Annotated in this window: 19 protein-coding genes; 7 read left to right on the top strand and 12 right to left on the bottom strand. The window is 44.8% G+C overall.

Annotated elements, in window-relative coordinates; genetic code table 11:
- Positions 1–79 precede the first annotated feature (79 nt).
- Together AKG33_RS03355 and AKG33_RS03350 are read left to right on the top strand one after the other, a co-directional pair.
- Positions 80–1,963, top strand: coding sequence for a hypothetical protein (locus AKG33_RS03355; protein WP_050707932.1), 1,884 nt, complete (start codon positions 80–82; stop codon positions 1,961–1,963).
- Positions 1,896–3,344: a calcium-binding domain-containing protein gene (locus AKG33_RS03350; protein ID WP_011927979.1), complete on the top strand. Its 1,449-nt coding sequence runs from the start codon at positions 1,896–1,898 to the stop codon at positions 3,342–3,344. The genes AKG33_RS03355 and AKG33_RS03350 overlap by 68 nt, the downstream gene beginning before the upstream one ends.
- Positions 3,345–3,406: 62 nt before the next feature.
- Here AKG33_RS03350 and trpS read toward each other — a convergent pair whose 3' ends face one another.
- From trpS to AKG33_RS03335, 3 genes are all read right to left on the bottom strand, one after another.
- Positions 3,407–4,408, bottom strand: coding sequence for a tryptophan--tRNA ligase (trpS, locus tag AKG33_RS03345; RefSeq protein ID WP_012030584.1), 1,002 nt, complete (start codon positions 4,406–4,408; stop codon positions 3,407–3,409).
- Complete coding sequence (locus AKG33_RS03340; protein WP_012030585.1) at positions 4,405–5,031, bottom strand: L-threonylcarbamoyladenylate synthase; 627 nt, start codon at positions 5,029–5,031, stop codon at positions 4,405–4,407. Before AKG33_RS03340 ends, trpS begins: the two co-directional genes overlap by 4 nt.
- A 64-nt stretch (positions 5,032–5,095) precedes the next feature.
- Positions 5,096–7,150, bottom strand: coding sequence for an EAL domain-containing protein (locus AKG33_RS03335; RefSeq protein WP_012030586.1), 2,055 nt, complete (start codon positions 7,148–7,150; stop codon positions 5,096–5,098).
- Between the two features lie 220 nt (positions 7,151–7,370).
- On the opposite strand from AKG33_RS03335, the gene AKG33_RS03330 reads away from it, so the two are divergent.
- Genes AKG33_RS03330 through AKG33_RS03320 form a run of 3 tightly spaced genes read left to right on the top strand, consistent with a single transcriptional unit; the run spans position 7,371 to position 10,807 of the window.
- Positions 7,371–8,384, top strand: coding sequence for a nitronate monooxygenase (locus AKG33_RS03330; protein ID WP_012030587.1), 1,014 nt, complete (start codon positions 7,371–7,373; stop codon positions 8,382–8,384).
- 3 nt (positions 8,385–8,387) lie between these two features.
- Positions 8,388–10,244: a bifunctional tRNA (5-methylaminomethyl-2-thiouridine)(34)-methyltransferase MnmD/FAD-dependent 5-carboxymethylaminomethyl-2-thiouridine(34) oxidoreductase MnmC gene (locus AKG33_RS03325; protein WP_012030588.1), complete on the top strand. Its 1,857-nt coding sequence runs from the start codon at positions 8,388–8,390 to the stop codon at positions 10,242–10,244.
- An 8-nt stretch (positions 10,245–10,252) separates the two neighbouring features.
- Positions 10,253–10,807, top strand: coding sequence for a hypothetical protein (locus tag AKG33_RS03320; protein WP_012030589.1), 555 nt, complete (start codon positions 10,253–10,255; stop codon positions 10,805–10,807).
- 49 nt (positions 10,808–10,856) lie between these two features.
- On the opposite strand, the gene AKG33_RS03315 is transcribed toward AKG33_RS03320, so the two are convergent.
- The 8 genes from AKG33_RS03315 to AKG33_RS03280 all read right to left on the bottom strand — a co-directional run bounded on the left by AKG33_RS03315 (position 10,857) and on the right by AKG33_RS03280 (position 21,083).
- A complete protein-coding gene (locus AKG33_RS03315) occupies positions 10,857–12,887 on the bottom strand; it encodes a M3 family metallopeptidase (RefSeq protein ID WP_012030590.1) in 2,031 nt (676 codons plus the stop codon).
- A gap of 77 nt (positions 12,888–12,964) precedes the next feature.
- Complete coding sequence (locus AKG33_RS03310) at positions 12,965–13,393, bottom strand: lecithin retinol acyltransferase family protein (protein WP_012030591.1); 429 nt, start codon at positions 13,391–13,393, stop codon at positions 12,965–12,967.
- A 23-nt stretch (positions 13,394–13,416) separates the two neighbouring features.
- Positions 13,417–14,436: a DNA polymerase III subunit delta gene (gene holA, locus AKG33_RS03305; RefSeq protein ID WP_012030592.1), complete on the bottom strand. Its 1,020-nt coding sequence runs from the start codon at positions 14,434–14,436 to the stop codon at positions 13,417–13,419.
- Complete coding sequence (locus tag AKG33_RS03300) at positions 14,433–14,927, bottom strand: LPS-assembly lipoprotein LptE (RefSeq protein WP_012030593.1); 495 nt, start codon at positions 14,925–14,927, stop codon at positions 14,433–14,435. Before AKG33_RS03300 ends, holA begins: the two co-directional genes overlap by 4 nt.
- On the bottom strand, positions 14,924–17,527 hold the full coding sequence (leuS, locus tag AKG33_RS03295; RefSeq protein WP_050707931.1) for a leucine--tRNA ligase: 2,604 nt from the start codon (positions 17,525–17,527) through the stop codon (positions 14,924–14,926). Before leuS ends, AKG33_RS03300 begins: the two co-directional genes overlap by 4 nt.
- Positions 17,466–19,061: an apolipoprotein N-acyltransferase gene (gene lnt / locus AKG33_RS03290; protein WP_235503154.1), complete on the bottom strand. Its 1,596-nt coding sequence runs from the start codon at positions 19,059–19,061 to the stop codon at positions 17,466–17,468. Before lnt ends, leuS begins: the two co-directional genes overlap by 62 nt.
- A 155-nt stretch (positions 19,062–19,216) precedes the next feature.
- Positions 19,217–20,233 carry a TAXI family TRAP transporter solute-binding subunit gene (locus AKG33_RS03285; RefSeq protein WP_119185423.1) on the bottom strand — a complete coding sequence of 339 codons (1,017 nt, stop codon included), beginning with the start codon at positions 20,231–20,233 and terminating at the stop codon, positions 19,217–19,219.
- A gap of 73 nt (positions 20,234–20,306) precedes the next feature.
- Positions 20,307–21,083 carry a metallophosphoesterase family protein gene (locus AKG33_RS03280; RefSeq protein ID WP_012030597.1) on the bottom strand — a complete coding sequence of 259 codons (777 nt, stop codon included), beginning with the start codon at positions 21,081–21,083 and terminating at the stop codon, positions 20,307–20,309.
- A 119-nt stretch (positions 21,084–21,202) separates the two neighbouring features.
- On the opposite strand from AKG33_RS03280, the gene AKG33_RS07565 reads away from it, so the two are divergent.
- Positions 21,203–21,676 carry an ABC transporter substrate-binding protein gene (locus AKG33_RS07565; RefSeq protein ID WP_049752470.1) on the top strand — a complete coding sequence of 158 codons (474 nt, stop codon included), beginning with the start codon at positions 21,203–21,205 and terminating at the stop codon, positions 21,674–21,676.
- A 2-nt stretch (positions 21,677–21,678) separates the two neighbouring features.
- Positions 21,679–21,936: a transporter substrate-binding domain-containing protein gene (locus AKG33_RS07560; RefSeq protein ID WP_041729397.1), complete on the top strand. Its 258-nt coding sequence runs from the start codon at positions 21,679–21,681 to the stop codon at positions 21,934–21,936.
- Between the two features lie 39 nt (positions 21,937–21,975).
- On the opposite strand, the gene AKG33_RS03265 is transcribed toward AKG33_RS07560, so the two are convergent.
- Positions 21,976–25,248 carry an exodeoxyribonuclease V subunit gamma gene (locus AKG33_RS03265; protein ID WP_012030598.1) on the bottom strand — a complete coding sequence of 1,091 codons (3,273 nt, stop codon included), beginning with the start codon at positions 25,246–25,248 and terminating at the stop codon, positions 21,976–21,978.
- Positions 25,249–25,260: the final 12 nt, after the last annotated feature.

Below are 25,260 nucleotides of genomic sequence, written 5' to 3'. Positions count from 1 at the left end.
ACCACCATGGCTTATTTTTTTAAATATTATTAAAAACAATACGTTTCACCAGAAAATTCCGCTTAAAAATCATGAAACGTTGCGGCTTCCTATTGAAGCAAATACGCATTATCAAATATTAGATGAACGCGGTGCGCTCGTCAGTCAACCGCGCGTAATAAGCGATGGTCATGATTTGCAAGTTTATTTAGACGGCGCGGCGGCAACGCCAAATTTGATTTTGCAAAATTATGCGCTGTATTCCCCGATTACCGATGGTTGGGCTTTACTCGATTTAAATACTACTTTCGCCACGGGACTTGCCGATCAACAAGCGCTGATAGCATTAGCGGAAGAAAGTGCTGCGGCAACGAATATGGCAGCCAGTCAAGTGACTCATTCATCAGCAAAAATTGCGGCAGCTGCCATCGGCGTTTTGGGCATCGGCGCGGCGCTTGCCGGAAATAATCATCACGCAGAAAAACCGGAAAATAAAACGCCGCCGAAACCGAATCCTGACACTCCATCACAACCGAATCCTGATACTCCATCACAACCGAATCCTGATGTTCCGCCGGACAATAAAAAGCCTACTCCAATACCCCAACCCTCTGAATTAAAAATCACCGGCGATAATCACATTAACGTTACCGAAGCGAAGCAAGAAATCACGATCAGCGGACAGATCAAAGGCGCTAAAAATGGTGAATCAGTGCGATTAACGCTTGACGATGAAAATATCGCCATAGTTAAAGTTGATGAGCAAGGAAATTTCACGCATGCGATGGAAGGAAGCGCGCTGGCAGCGCTTGGAAAAGGAGAAATTACTGCCGTTTTAGTCAGTGATAGTAATGTTTCCGTTAAACAAAACTTTACCGTTGCCAATGATGTGCAAGCGCAAATTGCTATTACCGCCATTGGACAACAAGGCACCATCGGTTTTCATCACGGTGAAGATAAAGTGCGCATTAAAGGAACGCTCGATTTATCCAACACGGAACATTACAAAATCGGCGGCAACGTGTCGATGGTGAAATCGATTACTTTAAAAATCGGCAATAAAGCTTATGAAGCCGGCATTAATGAAGAGAATCAAACCTTTTTCGTTGACGTTGCCAAAGAAGATTTAATCGCAGCAGATGGCAAAGCCATCAGCTATTCCATTGAAGCAGATCCAGCGTATACCATAACGGATATAGAAGGAATTACAGCAGATAATAAGCCAATAACGATTATTAGTACCGTTGATGAACAGTTAACGGCAGAAAATACCCGTATCACTTTAAAAAGTGATTTTCTTTCTTTAAAAGATAACGCGTATCACGTCAATAGCGCGGCATTAAATGATGATCTTGATACTTTTATCAGCGGTAAAGTCAGTGGCGCCGCGGTAAAAACGCAGGATGCTATTGTGGTGACCGTTGGCGGTAAAACTTATCAGACCGTTGTCAATGATGATTTCACTTTTTCAGTACGCGTACGCACGGCAGATTTAGAACGTTCAGGTGCAAACTCCGTCATTGCGCGATTAACGGCGCATAATGCCGCCGGTGATAAAATTTCCGTTAGTGATGAAACGATTTATAGCGTTGCTGAAGCCGGCAACGGCGAAATGGTGCATTACGATGAAAAAGTAAATAGCTATGATGATTTGCCGTACTTTTTGCAAGTATTGAATATTGAACATTATAACGAAACGTATGGTTATGATTTTGCTATTGGCGAACGTCTGCAGCAATATGAATATGGAACACGACCTGAAGAGAGGGACGTCATCAAATTTCATTTTGCAACTCCCGATGAAGCGTTACAAAATTATGAGAATATTTACGGTCACGAAGTGCTTTCAAATTTCATCAACTACAGCACAGAAGGAAAGCAGATTATCCGCGATACTTTAAAAACCTTAGAAAACTATGTTGATTTGCAGTTTGAAGAAGTTGATTCGATTGCCGATACTCATTTTTTCTTATTACCTATCTGATATTTCCATTAATGCCGCTGGTTTTGCAACTTATGGTGGTGATGTTTGTTTGGATAAAGAACACTTTCTCAAAGATTCTTCTCCCGAAGCAGAGTATGACAGCTGGCTCACCGCTGCGCATGAACTTTTGCATTCTTTAGGGCTCACCCATCCGTTTAAAGAAGATAATATGCCACCGCATAAAAAATTTTTGACAGTAGAAGAAGATGACAGCATGGGCGTTAGTATCATGTCCTATCAGGATAATTATGATTTTGTTGGCGCTAAAGATTTCCGCATTTTTGATTTAGCTTATTTGCATTATCGTTATGGTGTGAGCAAAACGGCGCGCGCTGGTGATGATGTTTATTCTTTTAAAACCTTTAACCAATCCTGCGCTGATAACGATATTTACATTTGGGACGGTGGCGGCATTGATACCTTTGATGCCTCGCAAGAAGAAAACAGCGTATACGTTAATCTTACTCCCGGTTCATGGATTTATAGCGGTGAAAAACTCGATAAATTTGCCGTTAAGGAAAACTTTGTCCGAGATATTCATGATTTTTTAGGCAAAGATAGCATCACAACAGAAGCAGTGGCTGTCGGCAATGTTGAAAAATCGAAAATCAACTTCATTCCAACTTTCAACAGAATCCTCAATTGCGATTTCACCGAAGGGCAAGCGTTTATTGGTTTTTATACGCAAATCGAACGCCTCAAAGGTTCCGCGTTTAACGATGTTTTAATCGGTAATAAAGCCGATAATCAGATTTTTGGCGGTGCGGGCGACGATAAAATCGATGGCGGCGAAGGCGATGATTATCTTGATGGCGGTTTGGGTGTGGATATTTTGCGCGGCGGCGAGGGTAACGATATTTATATCGTCGACGACAATCGCGATGAAATTATTGAGCTTGGAAGCGGCATTGATACAGTCTATAGCAGCGCTACGGATTACACTTTAGCTGATAAAGTTGAACACATCGTTTTATTAACCGGCGCGCGCAATGCCATCGGCAATGCGTTGGATAATAAACTTTTCGGCAACAGCGGCGACAATATTTTAGAAGGTGGTGACGGCGACGACATTTTAATTGGCGGTGGTGGTAACGATACACTCATCGGCGGTGCAGGCAATGATCAATTCTTTATTGATTGCACGTTAGATGGCGATATCACCACCATTAAAGATTTCCAAAAAGGAGATAAATTGCAATTAAATCACGAGATATTCAAAGAACTTTCTCAAGATACGCAAAATTTACAAGATTATTTAATCTACGACGAAGAAAGCGGCGAATTATTTTATGACAGTGATGGCTCTGGTATTGCCGACCCCATTCATTTTGCAACCATCGAAAACTTTTTTATCGATCAAACAAGCATTTACATTGTATAAAAGCAAACGGCAAAACAAAAAAGACGGCAAAATGCCGTCTTTTTTATGCGCACGGTTTTTAACTACAAACGGCGAATACCGACCGCTTCACGAATGCGCTCCATAAAAACGGTACTTTCTTTTCTCGCTTTCGCCGCGCCGGCTTGCAAAATATCTTCAATTTGCGCGGGACGAGCCAGCAATTCATGATAACGTTCGCGCGCGGGCGCCAATTCCACATTAATGCATTCAAATAACGCTTGTTTGGCATCACCCCAACCAATACCGTCTTGAAAACGTTGCCGCATCACTGCTACCGCCGTTTCATCGGCAAATGCGCGATACATCGCAAAAATAACGGAATCGTCCGGATCTTTGGGCGCTTCCGGCGGCAGCGAATTGGTCACAATTTTCATGATTTGTTTGCGCAACGCTTTTTCGTCGTCAAATAAAGCAATAGTGTTGCCGTAACTTTTGCTCATTTTGCGCCCATCGGTTCCGGTTAATAGCGCAACGTTATCGTCAACTACCGCTTCCGGCAATACGAATAACGGCTGATAACGATGATTAAACCGCGCCGCAATATCGCGCGCCATTTCCAAATGTTGGATTTGATCGCGTCCGACGGGAACGTGCGTGGCGCCAAACATTAAAATATCAGCGCTCATCAATACCGGATAACAAAATAACCCCATAGAAATGCCGTAATCGGGATCCTGTTCGCCGGCGTTTGCGTCCACCGCGGCTTTATAAGCGTGCGCGCGGTTCATCAATCCTTTGGCGCAAACGCAGTTTAAAATCCAATTTAATTCCGTAATTTCCGGAATATCAGATTGACGATAAAAAACCACGTGATCCGGATTTAATCCCAATGCTAACCACGTTGCGGCAATGGCGAGCGATGAATCGTGTATACGTTTGGGATCGTGGCATTTAATGAGCGCGTGTAAATCGGCTAAAAATAAAAATGATTCGCCGGCTTGTTGTTGGTGCGCAGCTTCAATGGCAGGACGAATTGCGCCTACATAATTTCCAAGATGCGGAATGCCGGTGGTATTAATACCGGTTAAAACCCGTTTTTTCATAATGTATTCCTTTCTATAAAAGAGGCATCGCCGGCGCCGTGGCGAATAATGGTTGGCGGCATAACGGTTAAATCTAAAACCGTTGACGGCGTCACTGCCAATTCGCCAACGTCAATAATCAAATCCAAACTGTTCAATTGCGCTTTATCAAGCTGATAAACATCGGGATTTCTTTCGCTATCATCAAACAAAGAAACGCCCATTAACGCCGCGCCGTGCGCCGTAATCAGCGGTTGCAAAATCGGGTGATTAGGTAGACGAATGCCGATGGTTTTGCGTTTTTCGTGTTGCACCAAACGCGGCACTTCGCGGCTTGCCGGCAAAATGCAGGTAAACGCGCCTGGAAATAATGTTTTTAACAGCCGAAATTGCACATTATCCACGCGTGCATAATGGCTTAAATGCGTTAAATCGCTGCACAATAACGTGAAAAAATGATCGTCATCTAATTGACGCAGCCGCCGAATGCGTACGCTGGCATTTTTGGCGTCTAAACGGCATAAAAGGGCGTAACCCGTATCGCTGGGCGCAACGATAACGCCGCCTTTGTCGAGTATATTTAAAATTTCATTTTGTTCTTTGGGTTTAATAAAACCCAATCGAGCGTCGATTATAGTGGTCATGATTGATCTTTTGTTGAAAAAAGGGCGGTTAAAAACCGCCCGAACAGGAGCAAAAACCGCGCGATTAAAAGATAGGTTCTTTGAAATCGTAGTTGAAGTTTTCAAGCGGCGGCAAAATACAATCGCCTTGCACAAATGGAACATCATAAGGCCAAACGCGTGATAATTGCGCCGGCGATTCCATATGATCGGCAATTAACATAACGTTATTCTCTTTGGCGTATTCCAAAATGCCTTTCATAAATTTGACTTCTTCATCCTCTTCAAAGGTATCAATTTCGCGCAAATCCAGTTTGATAACTTCGGGTTTAATGCGCGCAAAAAGCTCGTTAATATCATCTTCAAGCCGTGCCAAATCCGCAATTGCAATGCGTGCACCTAACGGGCGCATCACTTCAATAAGGTTAAGCGTACCGGTGAAATTGTTGAAAACGGTATCCACGCCGAGCTCAAAAACCAATTGTTTGGGATTGATCCCCGTTTGTTTTAATTGATTGGCAATCCACGGCGCAAATTCTTCATCATTGAGCGCATCGCCCATGACTTTCAAAAAGGCAGTTAAATGCGCTTGATCGCCAGAAAAACTTAAAACGTCTTGCAAAAAGCGGTTGATTTTATAGCGTTCGATGATGCGCCCTAATTTAAAACGTTCTGCCGTTTGCAAAAGTTGTTCTAATTCAAGCTCTTCTTCTTCTCCTTCTGGAATATCGGGATCGGGGAGAATGTGGAAGAAATCAGAAAACCGCGGAATGCCGTCGGGCTCGATCGCGCTGATTGGTTGATAACGAACGGCGAGGCGATTTTGTTTGATTAATTGTTGAATTTGATAAATGCGGCGTTCATCTTTGCGCGACATATTGGCAGAAGTCGGTTCGGCAATTCGTTCTTGCGCTTGCCCCATTGCCATGCTGCGCACTGAGCGAAAGCCTTTTGATAGTAAATCGGAAAAATCACTTTCCGTTAATAATTCCTGCATACCAGCAAAGGTGTGCGGGTGAATCATGCGCCCGATATTTTCCGGAACCGATTCATCTAAACGTTCGATTAAATTTTTAAAGCGTACAATGGTTTGTTCTTTATCACCGGTTACCCAAATTAACAACGCATCATCATGATAACGCGCGATTTCTGTTGACGGCGGCAATAAACGTTGACACATTTCCGCGGTCGATTTCATCAAAATTTCTGCCGGCGCAATACCGTCTTTTTGCAAAACTTCTCGATAATTTTCCAACCAAAAATAAATCCAAGTGCCTAAAAACGCTTTTTCTTCGCTGCGTTCCTGCATTTGTTTGATTGATGCTTGCAAAACTTCGGGCCCGCCCAAACCGGTGGTGGCGTCAATCGTGCTGCCGCCGCCCGATGCGTTTTTATCGCGGAAATATAATTGAATAACTTGCTCGCCGTTCATCATTACGTGCGCAGCTTGCACCATCATTTCCAAATTTTCTTCGCCGGACGTGATCAATTCCATTTGTTCGGCGGGCACAATTTCTTTTTCAAGCGCTAATTTCATCATTTGTTTGAGCGTGCGTTCTGTTTTCAGCGGCACGAAACTCATAATGGTTAACGCATCGAGCGCGGCGCGGTCTTCCACTTTAAAAACGCGCAAAAACGCGGGGTTAACGTCAATAAATAAACCATCTTGCAAATAACAAATGGGATCGGGAGAATTGTGATAAAGGCGTTGATATAAATCATATTGCGCGGTGGCTTTCTTTTGCTCGTTTTGCGCCGTGATTTGCAATTCTTTTACGCGCATAATTTGTTGCACCATGCGGATTGCGCTTAATAAATCCATGCGCGATAAAGAAAATTCCGCGCCTAATTTAATCTGTTCATCTAAACGCTGACCTTGAGAAATCGCAATAAAACCTGCGTCCGGCGATTTTTGCGCGAGTACTGCGCGCACTTTATCAACGGTTGGCATACCTTCTGCCACTTGCGCAACAACAACATCAGCCGGCGCCGCATCTAATGCCGCATCTAATGCTGCGAGAGAGTCAACTTTGCGCTCATTGACTAAAAAGAACCGTTGTAAGCCCTTATTGAGCGCGTGCATCCACTCCATATCCGTGGAAAGTAGGACAATTGCGCAGGTTGCTTTTTCTTCTGCCATTACGTACTCCTTAAAAATTCATTATCTGATATGCCACAGCGGCGCAGCGCTTAATTCGTGGTAACTATACGTTATTAAATCGACAGTCGCTCATTTTACTAAACCTCCAGATGAGTACAAAATGAATGCCGCCTTGACTGCGACAAAATTTTTGCCAAAAGAACCATCTCAATAAAATAAGCCTTATAATCGTGATGTTTTATTATCAACCGTGAGAACCATGCCGCTGATTCATAATACTTTAAGCCAAATTCTTACCGCCGAACTGCCTATTTGGCAAGCGCCTTTGCCTTTTTCGCTTTTTAGCGCTGATTATAGTGGACGCATTAGCGCAGCGGGCGCCGTGGGATTATTACGTGTTGGAGAAGCGGCAAATAAAATGCACATGCTTTCCGAAATAAAACGTTTCCGCGCGCACGGTCAATCGCCGGCGATTTGTTTTAGCCATCGTTTGCCCAAACATCGCCGCTGTAGCGGTATTTATAGCGAAGATGCTCAACACGCCGCCCAGCGTTTAAATTTACACAGCACCATTGAAGAAGCCACTTCATTTTCCGTTTTACTGGAAGCCGCTTTAATTGAACAACCCGCGGCGATTGGTTTTTCCTGCGGCATTGCCGAACGCGACGTTATCGAGCAAATTAAAGCCCGTCATATTCCAACGTTTGTGATTTGTCGCAACGTATTAGAAGCCATCACCGCTGCCGATTTTGCAATTGATATCATCATATTACAAGGCATGGAAGCCGGCGGCGAACGCGCCGGTTTTGAAAATGATCTCCAATGTCCCGAGCAATCGGCTTTTTCTTTGCTGCAACAAGTGCGCCAATATATTCAACAACCCATTGTTTTATGGAGCGATTTTAGCGATGGATCTGATATCGTGGCAGCGTTGATTGCCGGCGCTCAAGGCGTGATGCTCGATCGACCGCTACTCAATTGCGCAGATAGTGGACTTTCGCGCAGTTTACTCAATCGATTACAAGAAGAAACCGAATTTTCCAGTTTAATTACTGAAGCTTATACCGCGCGCCCGTTGCGCTGTTTGCAATCGGCTTATTTGCATGAAGAAATTCCGCCGGCGGAAGTGCGCGAATTGTTGTTACATCACTACTTTTTAAATTATCCGGAACGCCGTCCGCTAAGCGTTTCTATGACGGCAAATGCTACCGCCGACAGTTTGTGCACCTTTTTAAATCAGTGTACAAACCAAATCCAACGTTTAATTGGTTAAAACATGTTGCAAACTTACGCCCCGATCGATTTTCGCAATAACGATCCCTATAACACTGATTTTGAAGATATTTATTATAATCCCGCGCTGGGTTTTGCGGAAAGTGACCACGTTTTTATCGCGGGGAACCATTTGCGGGAACGCTTTTCGGCATTGCCGGAATACGGGCGTTTTACCCTCGCGGAAACGGGTTTTGGTACTGGTTTAAACATGATAAATGCTGCCGCGCATTTCCTCGAATGCGCGCCGAAAACAGCGGCGCTCAATTTAATCAGTTGCGAAGCCTATCCAATTGAATTAGAAACTTTAAAACGCATTCATCACCATTGGCATCATCACGAATTAAGAATCGCGCTTTATCAAAATTATCCGCACCGCGCCAGTGGCATGCATTTAATACGACTGCACCCGCGCGTTTGTTTGCTGCTGTTGTGGGGCGATGCCACGCGGTGTTATCAAGCGTGTATGGCGCGCGTAAATGCGTGGTTTTTAGATGGTTTTGCGCCGAGTAAAAATCCGCAAATGTGGCAGCCGGAGTTATTTCGCGAAATCGCGCGTTTGTCGCAACCCAATGCAACGCTTGCCACGTTTACCGTTGCCGCGCAGGTTCGCGAGCAGTTAACGGCAGTTGGATTTAATGTGCACAAGCAAACGGGTTTTGCTCAAAAGCGCCATATGTTAAGCGCCGTTTATGAACGACCGCTTTCGGTGGAAAAATCGTGGACGGATTATCCTGCGCCAAAATTTGATACGCGCCCGATTGCGGTCATCGGCGCGGGCATCGCCGGTGCGACAACGGCTTATGAATTGGCGCAGCGCGGAAAAGTTGTGCATGTTTATCATGATCCAGAAAATCCGTGCGCGAGCGCGGTTCCCGTTGCCGTTCCTTTTTTTCTACCCGGAAAAACGGATACGCCGATGCGGCAATTTCATTTAGCAGCTTGGCATGATTTGTGCCGCGAATTAAAGTGCTGTCCGCAGGGCATCGTTGATCGTATGCCGATTGCGTTGGCAGTTGCCGAGGAATCGCTTGCCCGCCGCAAAGAAAGTCTTGCCGACTTATTCGAACCCGAGCAGGCGGATATTGAAGCAAAAAAATTGTATTTTTATCAAGCCGGCGCACTCGATACGCCGCGTTTGTTAACTTATTTGCTCGCGGATAAAAATATTACGCAATATGCGCAAAAAATAGCGCAATTGACGCCGCAAGCAGAGGGGTGGCGCATCGGCGAACAGATTTATGCGCGGGTTGTTTTGGCAACAAGTTGGCAAGAGCAGTTATTGCCGAATGCTTTGCAAAAACGTATGCGCACGGTGCGCGGGCAAGCGACGTTTTTTGCTTTGAATGCGCCCGTTGCTGGAGAAATTTTTTGCGCCGAGCGGAGTTTTATTCCGCTGCCTGATCGAGTACACATGCATGTTGGTTCGAGTTATAGCGTCAATGATTGCGATAGAATGCGGCGCACTCAAGATGATGCCGAGCACGCCGAAGCTTGCCGTGCGCGTTTTCCGCAACATGCCATTCAATTGGAACGGGCGTTTGTTGGCATTCGTGCTGCCAGTCGCGATTATTTGCCTTTGATTGGGGCGGTGGTGCGCGCAGAAAGTGTTTATCAACGTTACCAAAAGTGGTCAAAAGACCGAAATATTCCTATAAATGAAGAGATTGATTATTATCCACAGCTCTATATGCATAGTGGTTTGGGATCAAAAGGGACGTTGACGGCATTTTTGGGGGCAAAAATTTTGGCAGCGATGATGTTGGGCGATCCTTTGCCTATCGATAGAAAACTGCTCACATCAATCGTTCCCACTCGTTTTTTAGTGAAAGATATTATTCGCGGTCATTTGAACAATTAGGAGAAAACATGAAAGGTCTTTTGGTATTTATCGCTACTTTGATTGGTTATTTTGCCATGGGGCGTTATTCTTTTACGGAAGGTCCTATTGGGAGTTGGTTAATAGAAGTAGAAAGACCCTCGAGCGAGGCAGTTGAAGCATTTTGTCAATCTATTGCCGTACCGACTACTTATTCGATTCGTTATTTTCCGGGAGATTATAAAAGAGCAGAAACTTATGAAGGTCGGGAAGATTCGTTATGTGAACTCAAAAAACGCATTACACCGCAAGTTGGGAAGTCTGGTGCCAGTATGACTGAAATTTTGGATTTGAAAGTAACGTTGAACGATAAATTTCCTTGGAATACAGGCACAATCAGTTATAGAACCGAAAGTTTGTTTTACAAAGCAAAAAAAAGAAGTCAAAACAAAGAAATTTATTATTTTGCTAATGAATACAAAGCAGCAATTCATCGCGGTATTTTTGGTGATTATAAATTTACGAATTATGAGGCAAATATCAAAATTATGAATAAAGATGAGTATGAAAAATACAAGGAAAGTAAAAAACAAAAAAGAAGATAATGCGCTTAAAAATCAGAAGTAACAGCATGTTACTTCTGATTTTTTCTTTTTAAATACCGCTTTGTTTGAGTAATGCATCGATTTTGGGTGCGCGTCCACGGAATGCAATAAAACTTTCCATGCTCGTTCTGCTACCGCCTACCGCTAAAATTTCATCACGGAAGCGGTTGCCCGTTTCTGGATTAAATAATCCGGTTTCACTAAATGCGGCAAAACTATCCGCTGATAATACTTCTGCCCATTTATAACTGTAATATCCCGCAGCATAACCACCGGCGAAAATATGTGAAAACGCCATCGGGAAACGATTATCAGCAAAATCAGGCGTAACCGCCACCTGTGCGCGCACCGCTTTCAAAACGGCTAACACATTTTTGCCGCGCGCATCAGCCGTGTGTAAATAAAAATCAAATAAGGCAAATTCTAATTGCCGTAACATCGCCATTGCCGATTGGAAATTTTTCGCGGCGATGAGTTTTTGGAATAAATCGTCAGGCAACGGTGCACCGGTTTTTTGATGCGCGGTCATCATTTGTAAACATTGGAAATCGTAGCAAAAATTTTCCATAAATTGGCTGGGTTGTTCCACCGCGTCCCATTCAACGCCGTTGATGCCCGCAACGCTGTACACATCAATTTGGGTCAACATATGATGCAAACCGTGCCCAAATTCATGAAATAAAGTAGTGACTTCATTATGCGTTAAATAAGCATCTTGTGCGCCGATCGGCGGCGTGAAATTACACACTAAATAAGCAACGGGCAATTGTTGCGTGCCGTTATCTAAAAAACGCGTCACCGCGCCGTCCATCCATGCGCCGCCACGTTTTTTCTCGCGCGCAAACGGATCTAAATAAAATTGCGCTTGCAACGCGCCGTCAGCGGTTAATAAATCATAAGCACGCACATCTTTATGCCATGTAGATAACGTTTTATTTTCCCGAAATTGCACGCCAAACAATTTGCCAACAATGGCAAACATGCCCGATATCACTTTGGAGAGCGGAAAATAAGGGCGCAAATCTTCCTGCGATAATGCATATTTTTTCTGGCGCAATTTTTCGCTAATGTAAGCCACGTCCCACGGCTGCATATCGTTGATGCCGCACGCTTCGGCAGCAAATTGCCGCAAAGTCTGCATTTCTTTTTCGCCGGCGGGCTTTGTTTTTTGCACTAAATTATCTAAAAAATCGAAAACTGCCTGACTCGTTTTTGCCATTTTGTTGGCAACGGAATAAGCGGCAAAATCCGGAAAACCGAGTAATTCTGCTTGCCGCCGGCGCAACGTTAAAATTTCCTCGATAACGGCAGCATTATCAAATTTTGCCTCATCGCTTAATTCGGACGCGCGCACGTTATAAGCGGTATAGACATCTTTTCTTAAAGCGCGATCATCGGCATACGTTAAAATCGGCATCACCACCGGCGCATCGAGCGTTAAACGATAACCGCAACTGCCGCTTTTTTCTGCTAAATCAGCCATTAACGCGCGCGCAGAATCGGGAACGCCGCGCAATAATTCATCACTTTCTAAACACAATTCCCAAGCATTCGTCGCATCTAAAACATTTTTTGAAAATTGCGTGGAAAGCGTTGATAAACGTAAACTATTTTTCTTAAATTCCGCTTTGGCATCAGCTGATAATGCAACGCCGCTGCGTTCAAAATTTTCTAAAGCATTATTGACGGTTTTTTGTTGCGCCGCGGATAATTGCGCAAAATCCGCGCGGTCTTTCACCGCTTTGACGGCAGTATATAATTTTTCGTTTTGTCCTAAATCGCTGCCGTATTCGGATAATAGCGGCAAAACGGTTTCATAAGCGTTGCGCCACGCATCAGTACTCATCACGCCAAATAAATGTCCAACTGGAGAAAAGGCTTTGGCAAGACGATTATCCAAACGCTCCAAAGGTTGCATTAAATTATCCCAAGTCGGTTCTTTTTGCGCGATGAGGCGCTCAATTTCTGCCCGATTTTCGGTAATAATTTGCGCGATCGCGGCAACATGTTCGGGTTGAATGCGCGCAAAATCTGGGGTTTCCGGCGGGTGATATAAAGGGTTATTTGAAAAATCGGTCATAAAAACTCCGTCATTATTTATGGAATAAAAAACATGCCGATAAAAATATTCGGCATGCCGAAAGCTTTATTAATACGTTATTTTTGTTTATTTTTTGCCGATTGCAACAGCAAACGAATAACGGCGCTGCCCACGGTTAACGCGATCGTTGTTGCTGCCACGGTTACTTGTTGACTGCGCGCGCGTCCCGTCACGCACCAATTGGCAAAATGCTCGCAATTATTGGTCAATAAATCATAATCATTGGCGCCCAAACAACTCAAAGCACGTTGCACGACTTCTTCCGGCGAAAAAATGGTTTCGGCAGCATCGTAGCGCACTAAATGCGGCTTTTTCTGCCGGCAAAACGCCTCAAGCGATACCTTTTCCACGCGACCGTCGCGATCTAAAAAGCGAGAAAATCCAGAATAATGAACAACTTCCTGCCGTCCCACATAAATGCCGTGATGTTTATAGCCCAATCGCCATACGTAAATATGCGCGCCGAGCGGAATGGTTTCATTCATGATGCGCTCCCCAAAAATCTGCTTTAAACCGATGCTTGATGCAGCATTATCAGCAAAAGGCATTCTATCAACCGTTGCCATGCTGAACCTTTAATTGCGCCTTTATTCATTTGATCCAATTGTCCGGCTAAAGTGAGAAAAGAGAGTAACTCTTTGAGTGTAAACAATTTTTCTGCTTGACGATACAGCATTTGTTGCCGGCGATACAAACGATAATCGCGAAATACGTCATCAGGATTTTTGCCAGATTTAAGCTGCAATAAAATGCTGCTGTCGCGTTCTAAAAACCACGTTAACAGCATGATTTGCTGGGGATCTTCCTGCTCCAGCCGTTTGGCGATGCGATAAGCTTGCTGCCACTGCTTTTGCCATAATGCTTGACGGAATTCCTGACTCCCCAAACGCGCGCAATCGTTTAAATAATGTTGCAACGTCGCCACATCTAAAACCGGATTATCGTGAATAATGCAGCGTAATTGTTCGATAAACTGCACCGCCGCGAGCAAATTGCCGGCGCACATCGTGCAAAAATATGCAAAAGCGGCATCATCTAAACGCAATTGGGCATTTTTAAAACGCTGCTGCAAATGCTGCTCAAATTGGCGTTCGTTGAACGTAACACTTTGAATAACCACAAATTCTCGTTTAGAAAGCGCTTGATACCACGCGGCAGATTGTGGCTTTTTCAGCGCGGGACAAAATAAAATGAGCCGCAAAAACGCCGCCAGCGGACGCTGAGCGATTTCATGCAAAACATCGTTTGCCGTTTTTGACAGTTTTTTGCCCTCAAAAGATAATTCAATCAATTGATGCGCCGTAAATAATGACGGACTATCGAGCAAACTGGGCAACGTTTTCCACGCTGCATCTTTATTAGCATCAAGATTTTTTTTCTCTAAAAAACCGTCACGTTGCGCGCGTTTTCGAGCATTAATCAACGCTTCTTGATTTAATAACAATTCATTGCCGTAGATTAAAGTGATTTCCGCTAAATTATGTCGTTGAAAATAAGCGGGCGCTTTATCGGCAGAAAATTCTATCATTGCGGTAATTGCTGTTGTTTCATGCTGGCGTCAATAAAACGCAATACCGATTCCGCGTTCATTTTTGCCAAATTTTGATGCGCTTTTTCTTCTTCGGCGCTGCTGCCGCTATATTCGGCGCTGCTATAAACCACGCTGGCGCGATGCGCGATCGGCATTTCGGCAAGCAACTTTCCGCCTGACCATAATTGCGCGCGGTAACCGTCCACAATATCTACTTCGCTGACTTGATGATCGCGTTGCCCACCGATTGCCGCTTCAATGCGCTGCCGATAATGTTCATCGATTTTCAAACGCCAAACGTCGCTATTTAACGCGATACCGCGGCGCAAAAATTGCTGCCGCAGTGCGTCTAAAACAACGGGATCCACCGTTTCATCGGCAGCAATAGTGATTGCCGTGAGCGCTGGCGCGGCGGAATGCGTCGCGCGCAGATGAAAACCGCAGCCCGCGCTCATCAATAAAAATAAAGCGAATAACGTTTTTTTCATTTGGCAACGATATTGACGAGTTTTTTCGGCACATAAATCGTTTTTTGCACCGTCAATCCCGCTAAATAGGGCGCAAAACGTTCATCTGCTAACGCGCAATCGATGATATTTTGTTGCGCGGCATCAGTAGCCACGCTGATTTCACCGCGGCGTTTGCCATTGATTTGCACCACTAACGTCATGTTGTCTTGTTTTAACGCCGTTTCATCAACTTCCGGCAGCGCTTGATCGCTAATAACGCCTGAAAAATCCAAAGCTTGCCACAATGTTTCCGTAATATGCGGCACAATCGGCGACAAAATCAGCAATAAAATGCGTACGCCTTCGCGACGTAAAGCATCATAATCGGGTTCAATTTCATTTAAGCAATTGAATAATTTCATGCCGGCGGAAACGACGGTATTAAATTGATTGCGTTCATAATCAAAACGTGCCGCGCGCAATTGTTCATGAATTTCACGGCGAATGTTTTGGTGCTTTTCATTTAAAGGCACAACTTCCGACGGTTTCGCAATCGAATGGCGGAACTCGTAGCAATACGCCCACAGCCGGCGCAAAAAGCGATAAGCGCCTTCAACGCCGCTTTCTGACCATTCCAAAGACGCTTCCGGCGGTGCGGTAAACATCGTATATAAACGCGCGGTATCGGCGCCGTACGTTTTAATTAAAGCTTGTGGATCAACGCCGTTATTTTTGGATTTTGACATTTTTTCCATGCCGCCGTATTGCACGGGTTTACCGTCAGACAATAAAACGCCACCGATAATGCGACCTTTATCGTCCGTTTTGACTTGCACATCAGCAGGATTAAACCAAATTTTGCTGCCGTGTTCTTGTTCGCGATACCACGTTCCAGCAAGCACCATGCCTTGCGTGAGCAGTTTTTTAAACGGTTCATCGGTATGCACTAAGCCTTCATCGCGCAGCAATTTCGTAAAAAAGCGCGCATATAATAAATGCAAAATCGCGTGTTCAATGCCGCCGATGTATTGATCAACGTCCTGCCAATACGCCACTTCCTCGGGATCGAGCATACCTTTTTGATAATGCGGCGACATATAACGGAATTGATACCAACTCGATTCCACAAACGTATCCATCGTATCGGTTTCCCGTCGCGCTGCTTTTCCTTGAAAACGGCATTCGTAATAATCGGGCGATTGTGCGAGTACGGAACCGCCGCCGTCAGGGATTTTGTCTTCTGGTAACACAACCGGCAAAGTGTCTGCCAGCGCTTCGCCGTCGTCATGGTGAATGATGGGAATCGGGCAACCCCAATAACGTTGACGCGAAATGCCCCAATCGCGCAAACGGTATTGCGTTTTCGGTTCGCCCAAATTCAGCGCGGCTAATTTTTCGGATAGTTTTTCAAAAGCTTGATCGTAATTAAGACCGTTGCAATCGTCGCTGGCGATCACATGCATTTCTTCTTTATCGCCGTACCATTCCTGCCACGAATCGGCGTTAAAAGCGGGAAGATCTTTTTCTGTTTGAATGACTTGTACGATCGGCAAGCCATATTGATGGGCAAAATGAAAATCGCGCTCGTCGTGCGCAGGAACGCCCATCACGGCAGCATCGCCATAACCGGATAACACATAATTACCCACCCAAACCGGTAAACGTTTTCCTGTTAACGGGTGCGTCACAAAACGTCCGGTTGCCATGCCTTTTTTGGGCATCGTTGCTAAATCCGCTTCTGCCACCGATCCGGTTTTGCATTCTGTCATAAATTGACGCAGCGCGGGATTATCTTCCGCGGCGGCAAGCGCTAACGGGTGTTCGGCGGCAACGGCTAAAAAAGTGACGCCAAAAATCGTATCCGGACGGGTAGTGTAAATTTGCAGAAATTGCGCGTTTTCGGCACTTAAGCCTTTTTGACTTTCGGGTTCGATGGGAAAACGAATGGTCATGCCGCGCGATTTGCCAATCCAATTGCGTTGCATCATTTTGACGCGTTCCGGCCAACCGTCTAATTGTTCCAAATCGTTTAACAATTCTTCGGCGTAATCCGTAATACGGAAGTAATACATGGGAATTTCGCGTTTTTCGACAATGGCGCCGCTCCGCCAGCCGCGTCCATCGATGACTTGTTCATTAGCTAAAACGGTTTGATCGACGGGATCCCAATTCACCGCGCCCAATTTGCGGTAAATCACGCCTTTTTGATACAAACGCGTAAATAACCATTGTTCCCAGCGGTAATAATCGGGACGGCAAGTGGTGATTTCGCGCGACCAATCAATGGCAAAACCCAAACTTTGCAGCTGTTTTTTCATCTCGGCAATGTTTTGATACGTCCACTGCGCCGGCGCGACTTGATTTTTCATCGCCGCATTTTCTGCCGGCATACCGAAAGCGTCCCAACCCATGGGTTGCAAAACGTTTTTGCCCAGCATGCGTTGATAACGGCTGATGACATCGCCGATGGTGTAATTGCGGACGTGTCCCATATGCAGTTTCCCAGAAGGATAGGGAAACATCGATAAGCAATAAAATTTTTCTTTTTGGGGATTAACAACGGCTTTAAAACGTTCTTCATTTGCCCATTGTTGCTGGATTGCCGCTTCGATTTGCGCGGGTTGATAGGTTTCTTGCATGGGATTTGACCTGTTCTTTTTCTATCAAAAAAATCAAAGCGCACATCATAGCATAGAGCAGCAGCCCATAAATCAAGGGTTTTTCGCCGTATTTTGCATAAGGCGTTTGTCCGGTACGCGGTTGAATGGTATACGATAAAACGGCGCGTTGAAAACGCGGTAATCGTTCAGCAATCGAGCCATCGTTGCGGATAAAAACGGTATGACCATTATTGGTTGCGCGCGCGATTTCGCGTCCTAATTCCAAAGCGCGCACTTGCGTTAACTGCAAATGTTGATCGGCGGCGATGGAATCTTGAAACCAACCATCATTAGAAACGTTGATCAAATATTGCGCGTAACCATACGGTTGCACCACGCGCCCAAAAGCGCCTTCAAAACAAATAAAAACGCCAGCGCTGACGCCATTGGTTGACAATAACGGTTGTACGGATTCGCCGCGGGAAAAATCGCCCATCGGAATGGTGACAAAATGCCGGAAAAAGGAAAACAACCGTCGCATCGGCAAATATTCCCCAAACGGTAATAAATGTTTTTTATGATAACGACCGTGCGCGCTGCCCAAAGTAATCACAGAATTATAATATTCTCCTTTTTCGTAATTACCGGTCGGCATTCCTAAAATAATGGCTTGATTTTTCTCGCGATATTGTTTGTCCAACGCGTTTAAATAATCATCGCGGATCAGTTCTTCCATAAAAGCGAAAGCGGTTTCCGGCAAAATAACGACTTGCTCGCGGCGCTCGTCAATCAGCTGAATATAATCCTGCATATCCCGCAGCATTTGTTCGGGTTCAAATTTGGTCAATTGCGCGACGTTGCCTTGTATTAAAGCCACGGAAATGGGGTTGCCGATGGGCGTGGTAAACGATAAAAATTGCGTTGAAAAACTCATCACGCCGATCAAACTCGCCGCAAAAATTGCCGCAAAACCGCTGCGGTAATAAGAAAACGCCAATAAACTACAAATCAGCATCAAAATAAAACCCGCGGCAAACATGCCGGCAAGCGGAATAATGCCTTTAAAAAGACCGTATAACTGCGTATACCCCACGCTTAACCACGGAAAACCGCTGAATAAATAAGAGCGAATGATTTCTCCCGTAATCCAAAAAAGCGGAATCAGCAGCGCGCGGCGCACCGTTGCCGGACGGCTTAAATAATGCAGTAATAATCCGATGAGCAGCGGAAATAAACTCAAATAAAGAATTAATAAAATATTCGCGCCGACGGCAAAAAAAAGCGGGGCGCCGCCGTAGGCGTACATACTGATATAAACCCAATGCACGCCGGTGCTGAAATTGCCCAATCCGAATAAAAAACCGTAGCGAATGGGGTGATGTTCGTGAGGATTGAGCCATAACCAAGACAAACCGCTTAAACTCACAAAAGCGAGCAACCAATGATCGAAAGGCGAAAAAGCCAGCGTGAGCAGCGCGCCTAAAAAGAAACTCAATAATGAATAGCGCATGGAGCAGGTGAGTTCTTTCGGAAAAGTGACGCGCGAAAGCGAGAAGCGAGTGTTTGGGGTCATAACTCTGTATTCCTAAAAATTTTAAGAAGATAGCAAATTTTTTCTGCCGTGATCTTAATCGTTCTTCATAAAAGCATTCATCAGGGAAAATCAGATATTTAATCCATTTTTACGATATTTAATGCTCTATTTCACGAGTTTTAACGTTTTTATCGCTATTTTTTAGCGTTTATTTCATCAAAATATCTTTTGGCTCCGGCATGAATCGGTGCAAAAAAGAGTTCGGGATTTTGTTTTACCGGAATATCGGCGACGGCAGGGTGCGCGGTTTGCAGCGTTTTGAGTTGATCAAACAAAGTTTTAGTGAGTTGATAAGCATCATCAGCGCTTAAATCTGCGTGCACAATCAATGCATTACGCACGGCAACCGTAGCAATGGCTTGTTTATTGCCATACGTTTTTGCGGGAATGCTCGCGGCAACAAAATACGGCTTTTCTTGGGTTAATTGTTCAATACTTTCTTTAGAAAGCGGCACTAATTGCGCAGAAAATTCCGGCGGCAGCGCGCTGATAACGTTGTTAGGCAAAGCACTGGTTAAAAAAGCGGCATCTAATTGACCGGCAAGCAAGGCATTAACGGCTTCCGTATACCCCAAATACTGCACTTTGATATCGTCATACGTCATGCCGATGCTGTTTAATACGCTGCGGCTGCTGCTTTCAACGCCCGAATTTTGATCGCCGACGGCAACGCGTTTTCCTTTCAAATCGGCTAAAGTTTTAATTTCTGCCGCTGGATTTGCCACGATTTGCACGTAATTATCATATAGCGCCGCGATTTGTTCGATATTATTCACTGGCTGCGGAAATGCGCCTTTCCCACTTAAAGCATCGTTGAGCGTATCGCCCATAACCAAAGCTAATTGCGCCTTTTTTTGTAACAGTAAATTAATATTTTCAACGGATCCGCCGGTTAATTGCGTGCGCGCTTCAATGCCGTATGTTGTAGCAAACAAATTGGCGAGCGCGCTGCCGATGGGTTCGTAAACGCCATTTTTGGCGCCCGTTGCAATGGTGAGCGTGCGCAAGCTGATCGTATCAGTGGCGTTAGCGGTAATTGCTGGCGATTTTGGCGGCGTATCGGGCGCTTCTGCGGATTGATTGTTAGCGTTATCGCAGGAAAACAATAAACACAGCGCCGCGATGAAAGCGGTGACGTTAATCAATTTCATCTTCAATTCCTTCATTATTTTCTCAAAAAAAAGGAACATTATATGGGCGCGCGCTGGCAATGATCTTTATTTCTTAAAGCGTAAATTGATAATCGCGGCGGTAACCGTGGTTATGATGGCGATTTTCCAAACGATGGTAACCGCGTTGATTGGTTAAAAATTGCGTGTTTCCTAAACGACATTCAATATTGCTATGGCTATGTCCATAAATCCAAACATCTGCGAGTCGGTAAATTTCGGGAATGTCGCTAACCCAATAAGCGCTACGCAAACGATCGTCAGCGGTTTTTTGATGCTGCGGCGCAAGCAATTCCCGCGCTGGAAGAAAATGACTGATAACCACTTTTTTGCGCACGTTTGCCGCTTGTTGGCAACTATTTTGAATAAAATCACACGCTTTTAAAAACCACTGTTGCATGATTTTTGCCGAAAGCGGCGTGCCGTCATCGAGAAAAATTTGTTGACCGTCCGGCAAAACGTCATCTACCCATGCCATGGTTTTTGCAGCATCGCCGCCCGAATAAAAATTGCTCCATAATGTGGTGCCGCAAAATAAAACGTCTTCAAAAATAACGGCTTCATTATCCAATAAACGAATTTCATAATACGCGGCAATGCGGCGGCATTCTGCAACGGCAGCGCTGACGGTAAAACCATAACGATCGTGATTTCCCAAAACATAAATCACCGGCAATTGCGGATAATCGCGCCGTAATTGTTCAAAAAAACGAGGCAGTGAATCGATACTGCCGATATCGCCCGCCAAAATGAGTAGATCAGTATTTTTTAAAATATTGATCGAAAACATACTGATTTCCGTATGTAAATCGCTATGAATGGCTATATTCATGATTTTTTTATCTCTTTAATAAAAATTAATGGTATAACTCTCAATGCTTGTCGATTGCCACAGCAACTTAGTGTTTTCACTGTATAACTTTATGAAATATTAAAAATGAGGAGATTTTCATGAAAAAATTATGGTCAGCGTTGTTGATGGGCGTGTGGACGTTGGGGTTTGCTGAAACGTATAAAGTTGTTATTGAACCGAATTATCCGCCCATGGAATTTTATGACGAAAACGGGCAACTGGTTGGTTTTGATATTGATTTAATCAATATGATTGCCAAAAATCAAAAATTTGATATAAAAATATTTATCGAAACGTGGGAAAGAGTTTTGCCATCGGTAAAAGACGGCACGCACGATATCGCTATTTCCGCCATCTCGATCGCGCCAGAACACGTGCAGAATTATGATTTTTCCGAACCGTATTTAAAGGAATATCACGTTATCGCTTATAAAGATGAACAACTTTCCAATGTGCACAGTTTGCAAGATATCGGCGAGCATTCCGTTGGCGTTTTAAAAGATTCTTATACGGAAGACGTATTAAAAGAACATAACATCAACAATATTGTAGGGAAAAAACCTTATTTTTAGCAATGGGTGCTTTAGCGCGGGGCGATGTTGACATGGTTGTGGCAAATGAAACGGTTGCCTCGTATATCATCAATCATCACGATGAATTGGACTTTAAAGTTACGCGTATGACCGACGAAGTTTTAATAGAAGAATCCGCAATTGCCGTGCAAAAAGGCAACCGCGCATTATTAGAAAAAATTAATAATGGATTAAAAGGATTACGCAGTAATGGTGAACTGGAAAAACTCGCTGAAAAATGGGTTCGCATTCATCAATAATCCAATCCGACATATGGCAGCAGCCACTGCTGCCATTTTTTATGCTATTTTTTCAATGTGTTGCACTAAAAACGCGAATAATGGTTGATATTCATGCCAGCGTTTGAGCAGAAGCTCCGTGCTGTTTTGCCCGCGCAATAATAATTGCCAGTATTCTTTCTCGTCATCATAGATTTCTTTATTTAACCATTGCTCAACCGCTTTTTCGGGATTTTTTTCTTTTTGCGCCACGGCAATTTCCCAGGCAATTTCCAGCGGCATACCTAAAATTGAGTCCAAACGTGACCAAATCGCCAACCAATTTTTAAGTTCCCGTTCGGCGGTTTCACATTCTAACGGCAAAAAGCGGTAAACAACGCTCATTTCTTTTTCCGCAAACGACAACCAACGTTCGCCGCCGCCCGTTTGAACACACCACAAAAGATAATGCAGCCACTCCGAAAAAATACTGCGAACACTATAACGCCTTGCCGAAAGCGATACCCATTTGTTCACCTCCACCGCCGGCAAATCCGCGCTTATCTGCCCGTTAGAAAAAGATACGGTTTTCAACTGAAGCGGCGTATTTTCCCGTTCGCCCGTGCATTCAAACAATTGCGCGCGCTGCGCTTCAATGCGTTGATTTTGCAATAAATGATAATGATGTCCTGCCGCGCCCGCCGGTAAAAATGGTAAATATTGAAAATGTGGCGAATCATTTAATAACGCTTGATAAATCTGCCAACGTTTTAAACCGTCTGATTGAGCGTCAAAAACCAGCGGTTCTAAAATATCCGTTGCCACATCAGTAACCGAACAATCGATTTTATGGGCACGCAAAAACGTCCGCGCCGGTTTTAACAAATCGCGGGCAATTTGAGAGAGCAACATCGTTTTTTCTGCTTGATTAACGGTAAATGTTTCCGATTCCGGCAAAAAAGGCAAAACGTCTGGCGCAGATTGTTGTAAATGATGCTGCACTTTTTGCCACAACGGCGCCGGTGCCGTGCGATACGGCTCGCGGTGAAAAGGATTAGGTTGATGCCGCAGATGATAATGAAGATATTGATCAACGCCGTTTTGCGCCAAATAATCCAATAATTCTTGCACGGGTGCGGCGGGCAAACGTTCTTCATGATCATTGGGATCAACGGCAGTATAAAAACACCAAAAATGACTGCCGGCGCTGCTTAATGCGTGTAAAAAACTGCCTAATTCGTCGTGTTCGCGGTGATAATCGCCCAAACGCGGCGCATCAATCGTTAACAAATTATGCCGTTGTTCGGCGATTCGGTGCGGAAATTGCTCTTGATCGGCGCCGACAAACGCAATTAAACGATACGGTAACGCGCGCATCGCCCCAATGCGTCCAATCGTAATTACGCCGCTGGGTTCGGAGGCAACTTGTCGGGTGGATAATTGCTCGCCGATATAGTTCAAAATAAACGGTAACGGCAAATATAAATCCGCAGCCGCCGCGGTTAATTGATGATGCGCCTGCAATTTTTCTGTTAATTCCGTTAATGTTTGCGCAATTAATTGCCACGCCGCCGTCGTTTGAAAAGCCGAAAAATCATGTTCCAAACGTTGCCGCAATTCATCGAGCCAAAATTGCGCCGTCGTATGATTTTTTTGTTGCACGCGAATCGTGCTGATTTGCTGATGAATTTGCGCTAAAACGGCTAATGCGGCGGCATCGTCATTGCGTATATTGTGTTCCGGCACGATATTTTCCAACCAAATATCCGCCTGCGGCATCGCCAATCCCGAAAGTAAACGTTCCAAAGCGTAACTCAACGTAAAGCGCGCATCGCCATCGGCAACGGTTTCCAAATCTTGTTGCTCAAAACCACGATAAAATCCCGCCGCAATTAATTGATCGCAGGTGCGTTGCATGGCTTTATCAGCAATGCCGTATGCCGTGCACACTTCTTCTTGCAATACCCATTGTAAAAATGTATGCCGATTAAACGGCGTGGTTGCTAAAACATAAATTCCCGAGATTGCCTGCCACAAACGTTGCGCGCTGCTATCAATAATGCCGGTTAAACGCGCCGGCAAAACGGCGCCGTCATAATCTCCGCTGGCGGGGAAAACGGTACGAATCACATCTTGCACGCTTTCTAATTCCGGCAGCACAATTAAAATATCGCTTAATTGTCTTGTTTCATCGGCATTTAACCAGCGCACTAATTCTTCGCGCAATAATTCCAATTGCCGCAATAATCCGTGGCAACCGTGAATGCGAATGCTGTCGTCATTGGGAACAAGCGGCGCTGCCGTGAGGCTGGATTGATCGTCTAAAGCGCGCATATCCGCTTGAAGACGTTGGAGTAAGGATTGTTGCGCGGTATCGGCAGAATGCGGCGTAATATGTTGTATCTCTTCTAATAAATTATGAGATTGACACAGGCGAAAAATATCGCGCTGCTGTTTGCCGAATCGTGAAACCAAAACATGACCGCTGCGGAAATGTTCGTCGGCATTCGTGTGCGATTGCCGCCAGCGTTCGTCAACGATATCCGGAAAATAACCATTACTCACCAGCGCTAACCACAAATGCACCTCGCAACGTTGCCCAAAAGCCTGCAGCCAATGCAGCATGTGATCGGTTAATGAAAACGGGTGAAACACAAATAAGCGCGCCGGCAACGCCGGAAGCGCGTCATCAACGGATAAACGGTGATAAAACTGCTCGATGCGCTGCTGACGATGTTCCATCGCTTCGGCAAAAAGCTGTTGCCATAAATATTTTTGGACGGTAAAAACGCCATCATAATGTTGCCGCAACCACGTGGGCATTTCGGGCAGCGTTGCGATGATGTCTTCTAGATGGCAATCGGGTTTTTGTTGCCATGTTAATAACCAATCCGGACGCATTTTTAAATAATGCGTGAATAATTGCGCTTGTTCACCGCTGAATTGCCACAAACGCGGCAAAGTTTGCTCGTCTCGCGCGGAAGACGGCGCCAATAAATAATGCAATAACGGCGCCAGCACATGATCTTCATCAGCGAGAATTTCGGCGCGGTGGGCGTATAACCACGAAAATAATTGCCAATGAATCGCCGTGGTGGATAACGGCGTCTGCGCCGCGGAACGGTTACTTAAACGCTCGATTATCGTCCATTCCATTTCGCCCCAAAAACGGTAACGATGCCGGCAACTGATGCCCATTTTTTCCGCGATGTGATGCTCTAAATAATCGGCGATTGCCATCGATGGCACTACGATTTCTGTTTCCGCGAAAATATCATCGGGATAATCGTGCAGCGCCGTTAAAAAATCGGGCATTAAATGAGCTAAATCCGTTGCTTGCGTGATACGAAACATGAGCGTTTTTCC

Origin of the sequence: Dichelobacter nodosus (assembly GCF_001263335.1) — a bacterium.
Lineage (GTDB): Bacteria > Pseudomonadota > Gammaproteobacteria > Cardiobacteriales > Cardiobacteriaceae > Dichelobacter > Dichelobacter nodosus.
The sequence above is the reverse complement of the archived record's forward strand: the minus strand, read 5'-3'. Positions and strand labels throughout refer to the sequence as shown.

Bases quoted from the DNA above. Each gene is read 5' to 3' on its own strand.
- AKG33_RS03350 (WP_011927979.1), top strand. From the start codon at position 1,896: ATGTTGATTTGCAGTTTGAAGAAGTTGATTCGATTGCCGATACTCATT.
- trpS (WP_012030584.1), bottom strand. From the start codon at position 4,408: ATGAAAAAACGGGTTTTAACCGGTATTAATACCACCGGCATTCCGCAT.
- AKG33_RS03340 (WP_012030585.1), bottom strand. From the start codon at position 5,031: ATGACCACTATAATCGACGCTCGATTGGGTTTTATTAAACCCAAAGAA.
- AKG33_RS03335 (WP_012030586.1), bottom strand. From the start codon at position 7,150: ATGGCAGAAGAAAAAGCAACCTGCGCAATTGTCCTACTTTCCACGGAT.
- AKG33_RS03330 (WP_012030587.1), top strand. From the start codon at position 7,371: ATGCCGCTGATTCATAATACTTTAAGCCAAATTCTTACCGCCGAACTG.
- AKG33_RS03325 (WP_012030588.1), top strand. From the start codon at position 8,388: ATGTTGCAAACTTACGCCCCGATCGATTTTCGCAATAACGATCCCTAT.
- AKG33_RS03320 (WP_012030589.1), top strand. From the start codon at position 10,253: ATGAAAGGTCTTTTGGTATTTATCGCTACTTTGATTGGTTATTTTGCC.
- AKG33_RS03315 (WP_012030590.1), bottom strand. From the start codon at position 12,887: ATGACCGATTTTTCAAATAACCCTTTATATCACCCGCCGGAAACCCCA.
- AKG33_RS03310 (WP_012030591.1), bottom strand. From the start codon at position 13,393: ATGAATGAAACCATTCCGCTCGGCGCGCATATTTACGTATGGCGATTG.
- holA (WP_012030592.1), bottom strand. From the start codon at position 14,436: ATGATAGAATTTTCTGCCGATAAAGCGCCCGCTTATTTTCAACGACAT.
- AKG33_RS03300 (WP_012030593.1), bottom strand. From the start codon at position 14,927: ATGAAAAAAACGTTATTCGCTTTATTTTTATTGATGAGCGCGGGCTGC.
- leuS (WP_050707931.1), bottom strand. From the start codon at position 17,527: ATGCAAGAAACCTATCAACCCGCGCAAATCGAAGCGGCAATCCAGCAA.
- lnt (WP_235503154.1), bottom strand. From the start codon at position 19,061: ATGACCCCAAACACTCGCTTCTCGCTTTCGCGCGTCACTTTTCCGAAA.
- AKG33_RS03285 (WP_119185423.1), bottom strand. From the start codon at position 20,233: ATGAAATTGATTAACGTCACCGCTTTCATCGCGGCGCTGTGTTTATTG.
- AKG33_RS03280 (WP_012030597.1), bottom strand. From the start codon at position 21,083: ATGAATATAGCCATTCATAGCGATTTACATACGGAAATCAGTATGTTT.
- AKG33_RS07565 (WP_049752470.1), top strand. From the start codon at position 21,203: ATGAAAAAATTATGGTCAGCGTTGTTGATGGGCGTGTGGACGTTGGGG.
- AKG33_RS07560 (WP_041729397.1), top strand. From the start codon at position 21,679: ATGGGTGCTTTAGCGCGGGGCGATGTTGACATGGTTGTGGCAAATGAA.
- AKG33_RS03265 (WP_012030598.1), bottom strand. From the start codon at position 25,248: ATGTTTCGTATCACGCAAGCAACGGATTTAGCTCATTTAATGCCCGAT.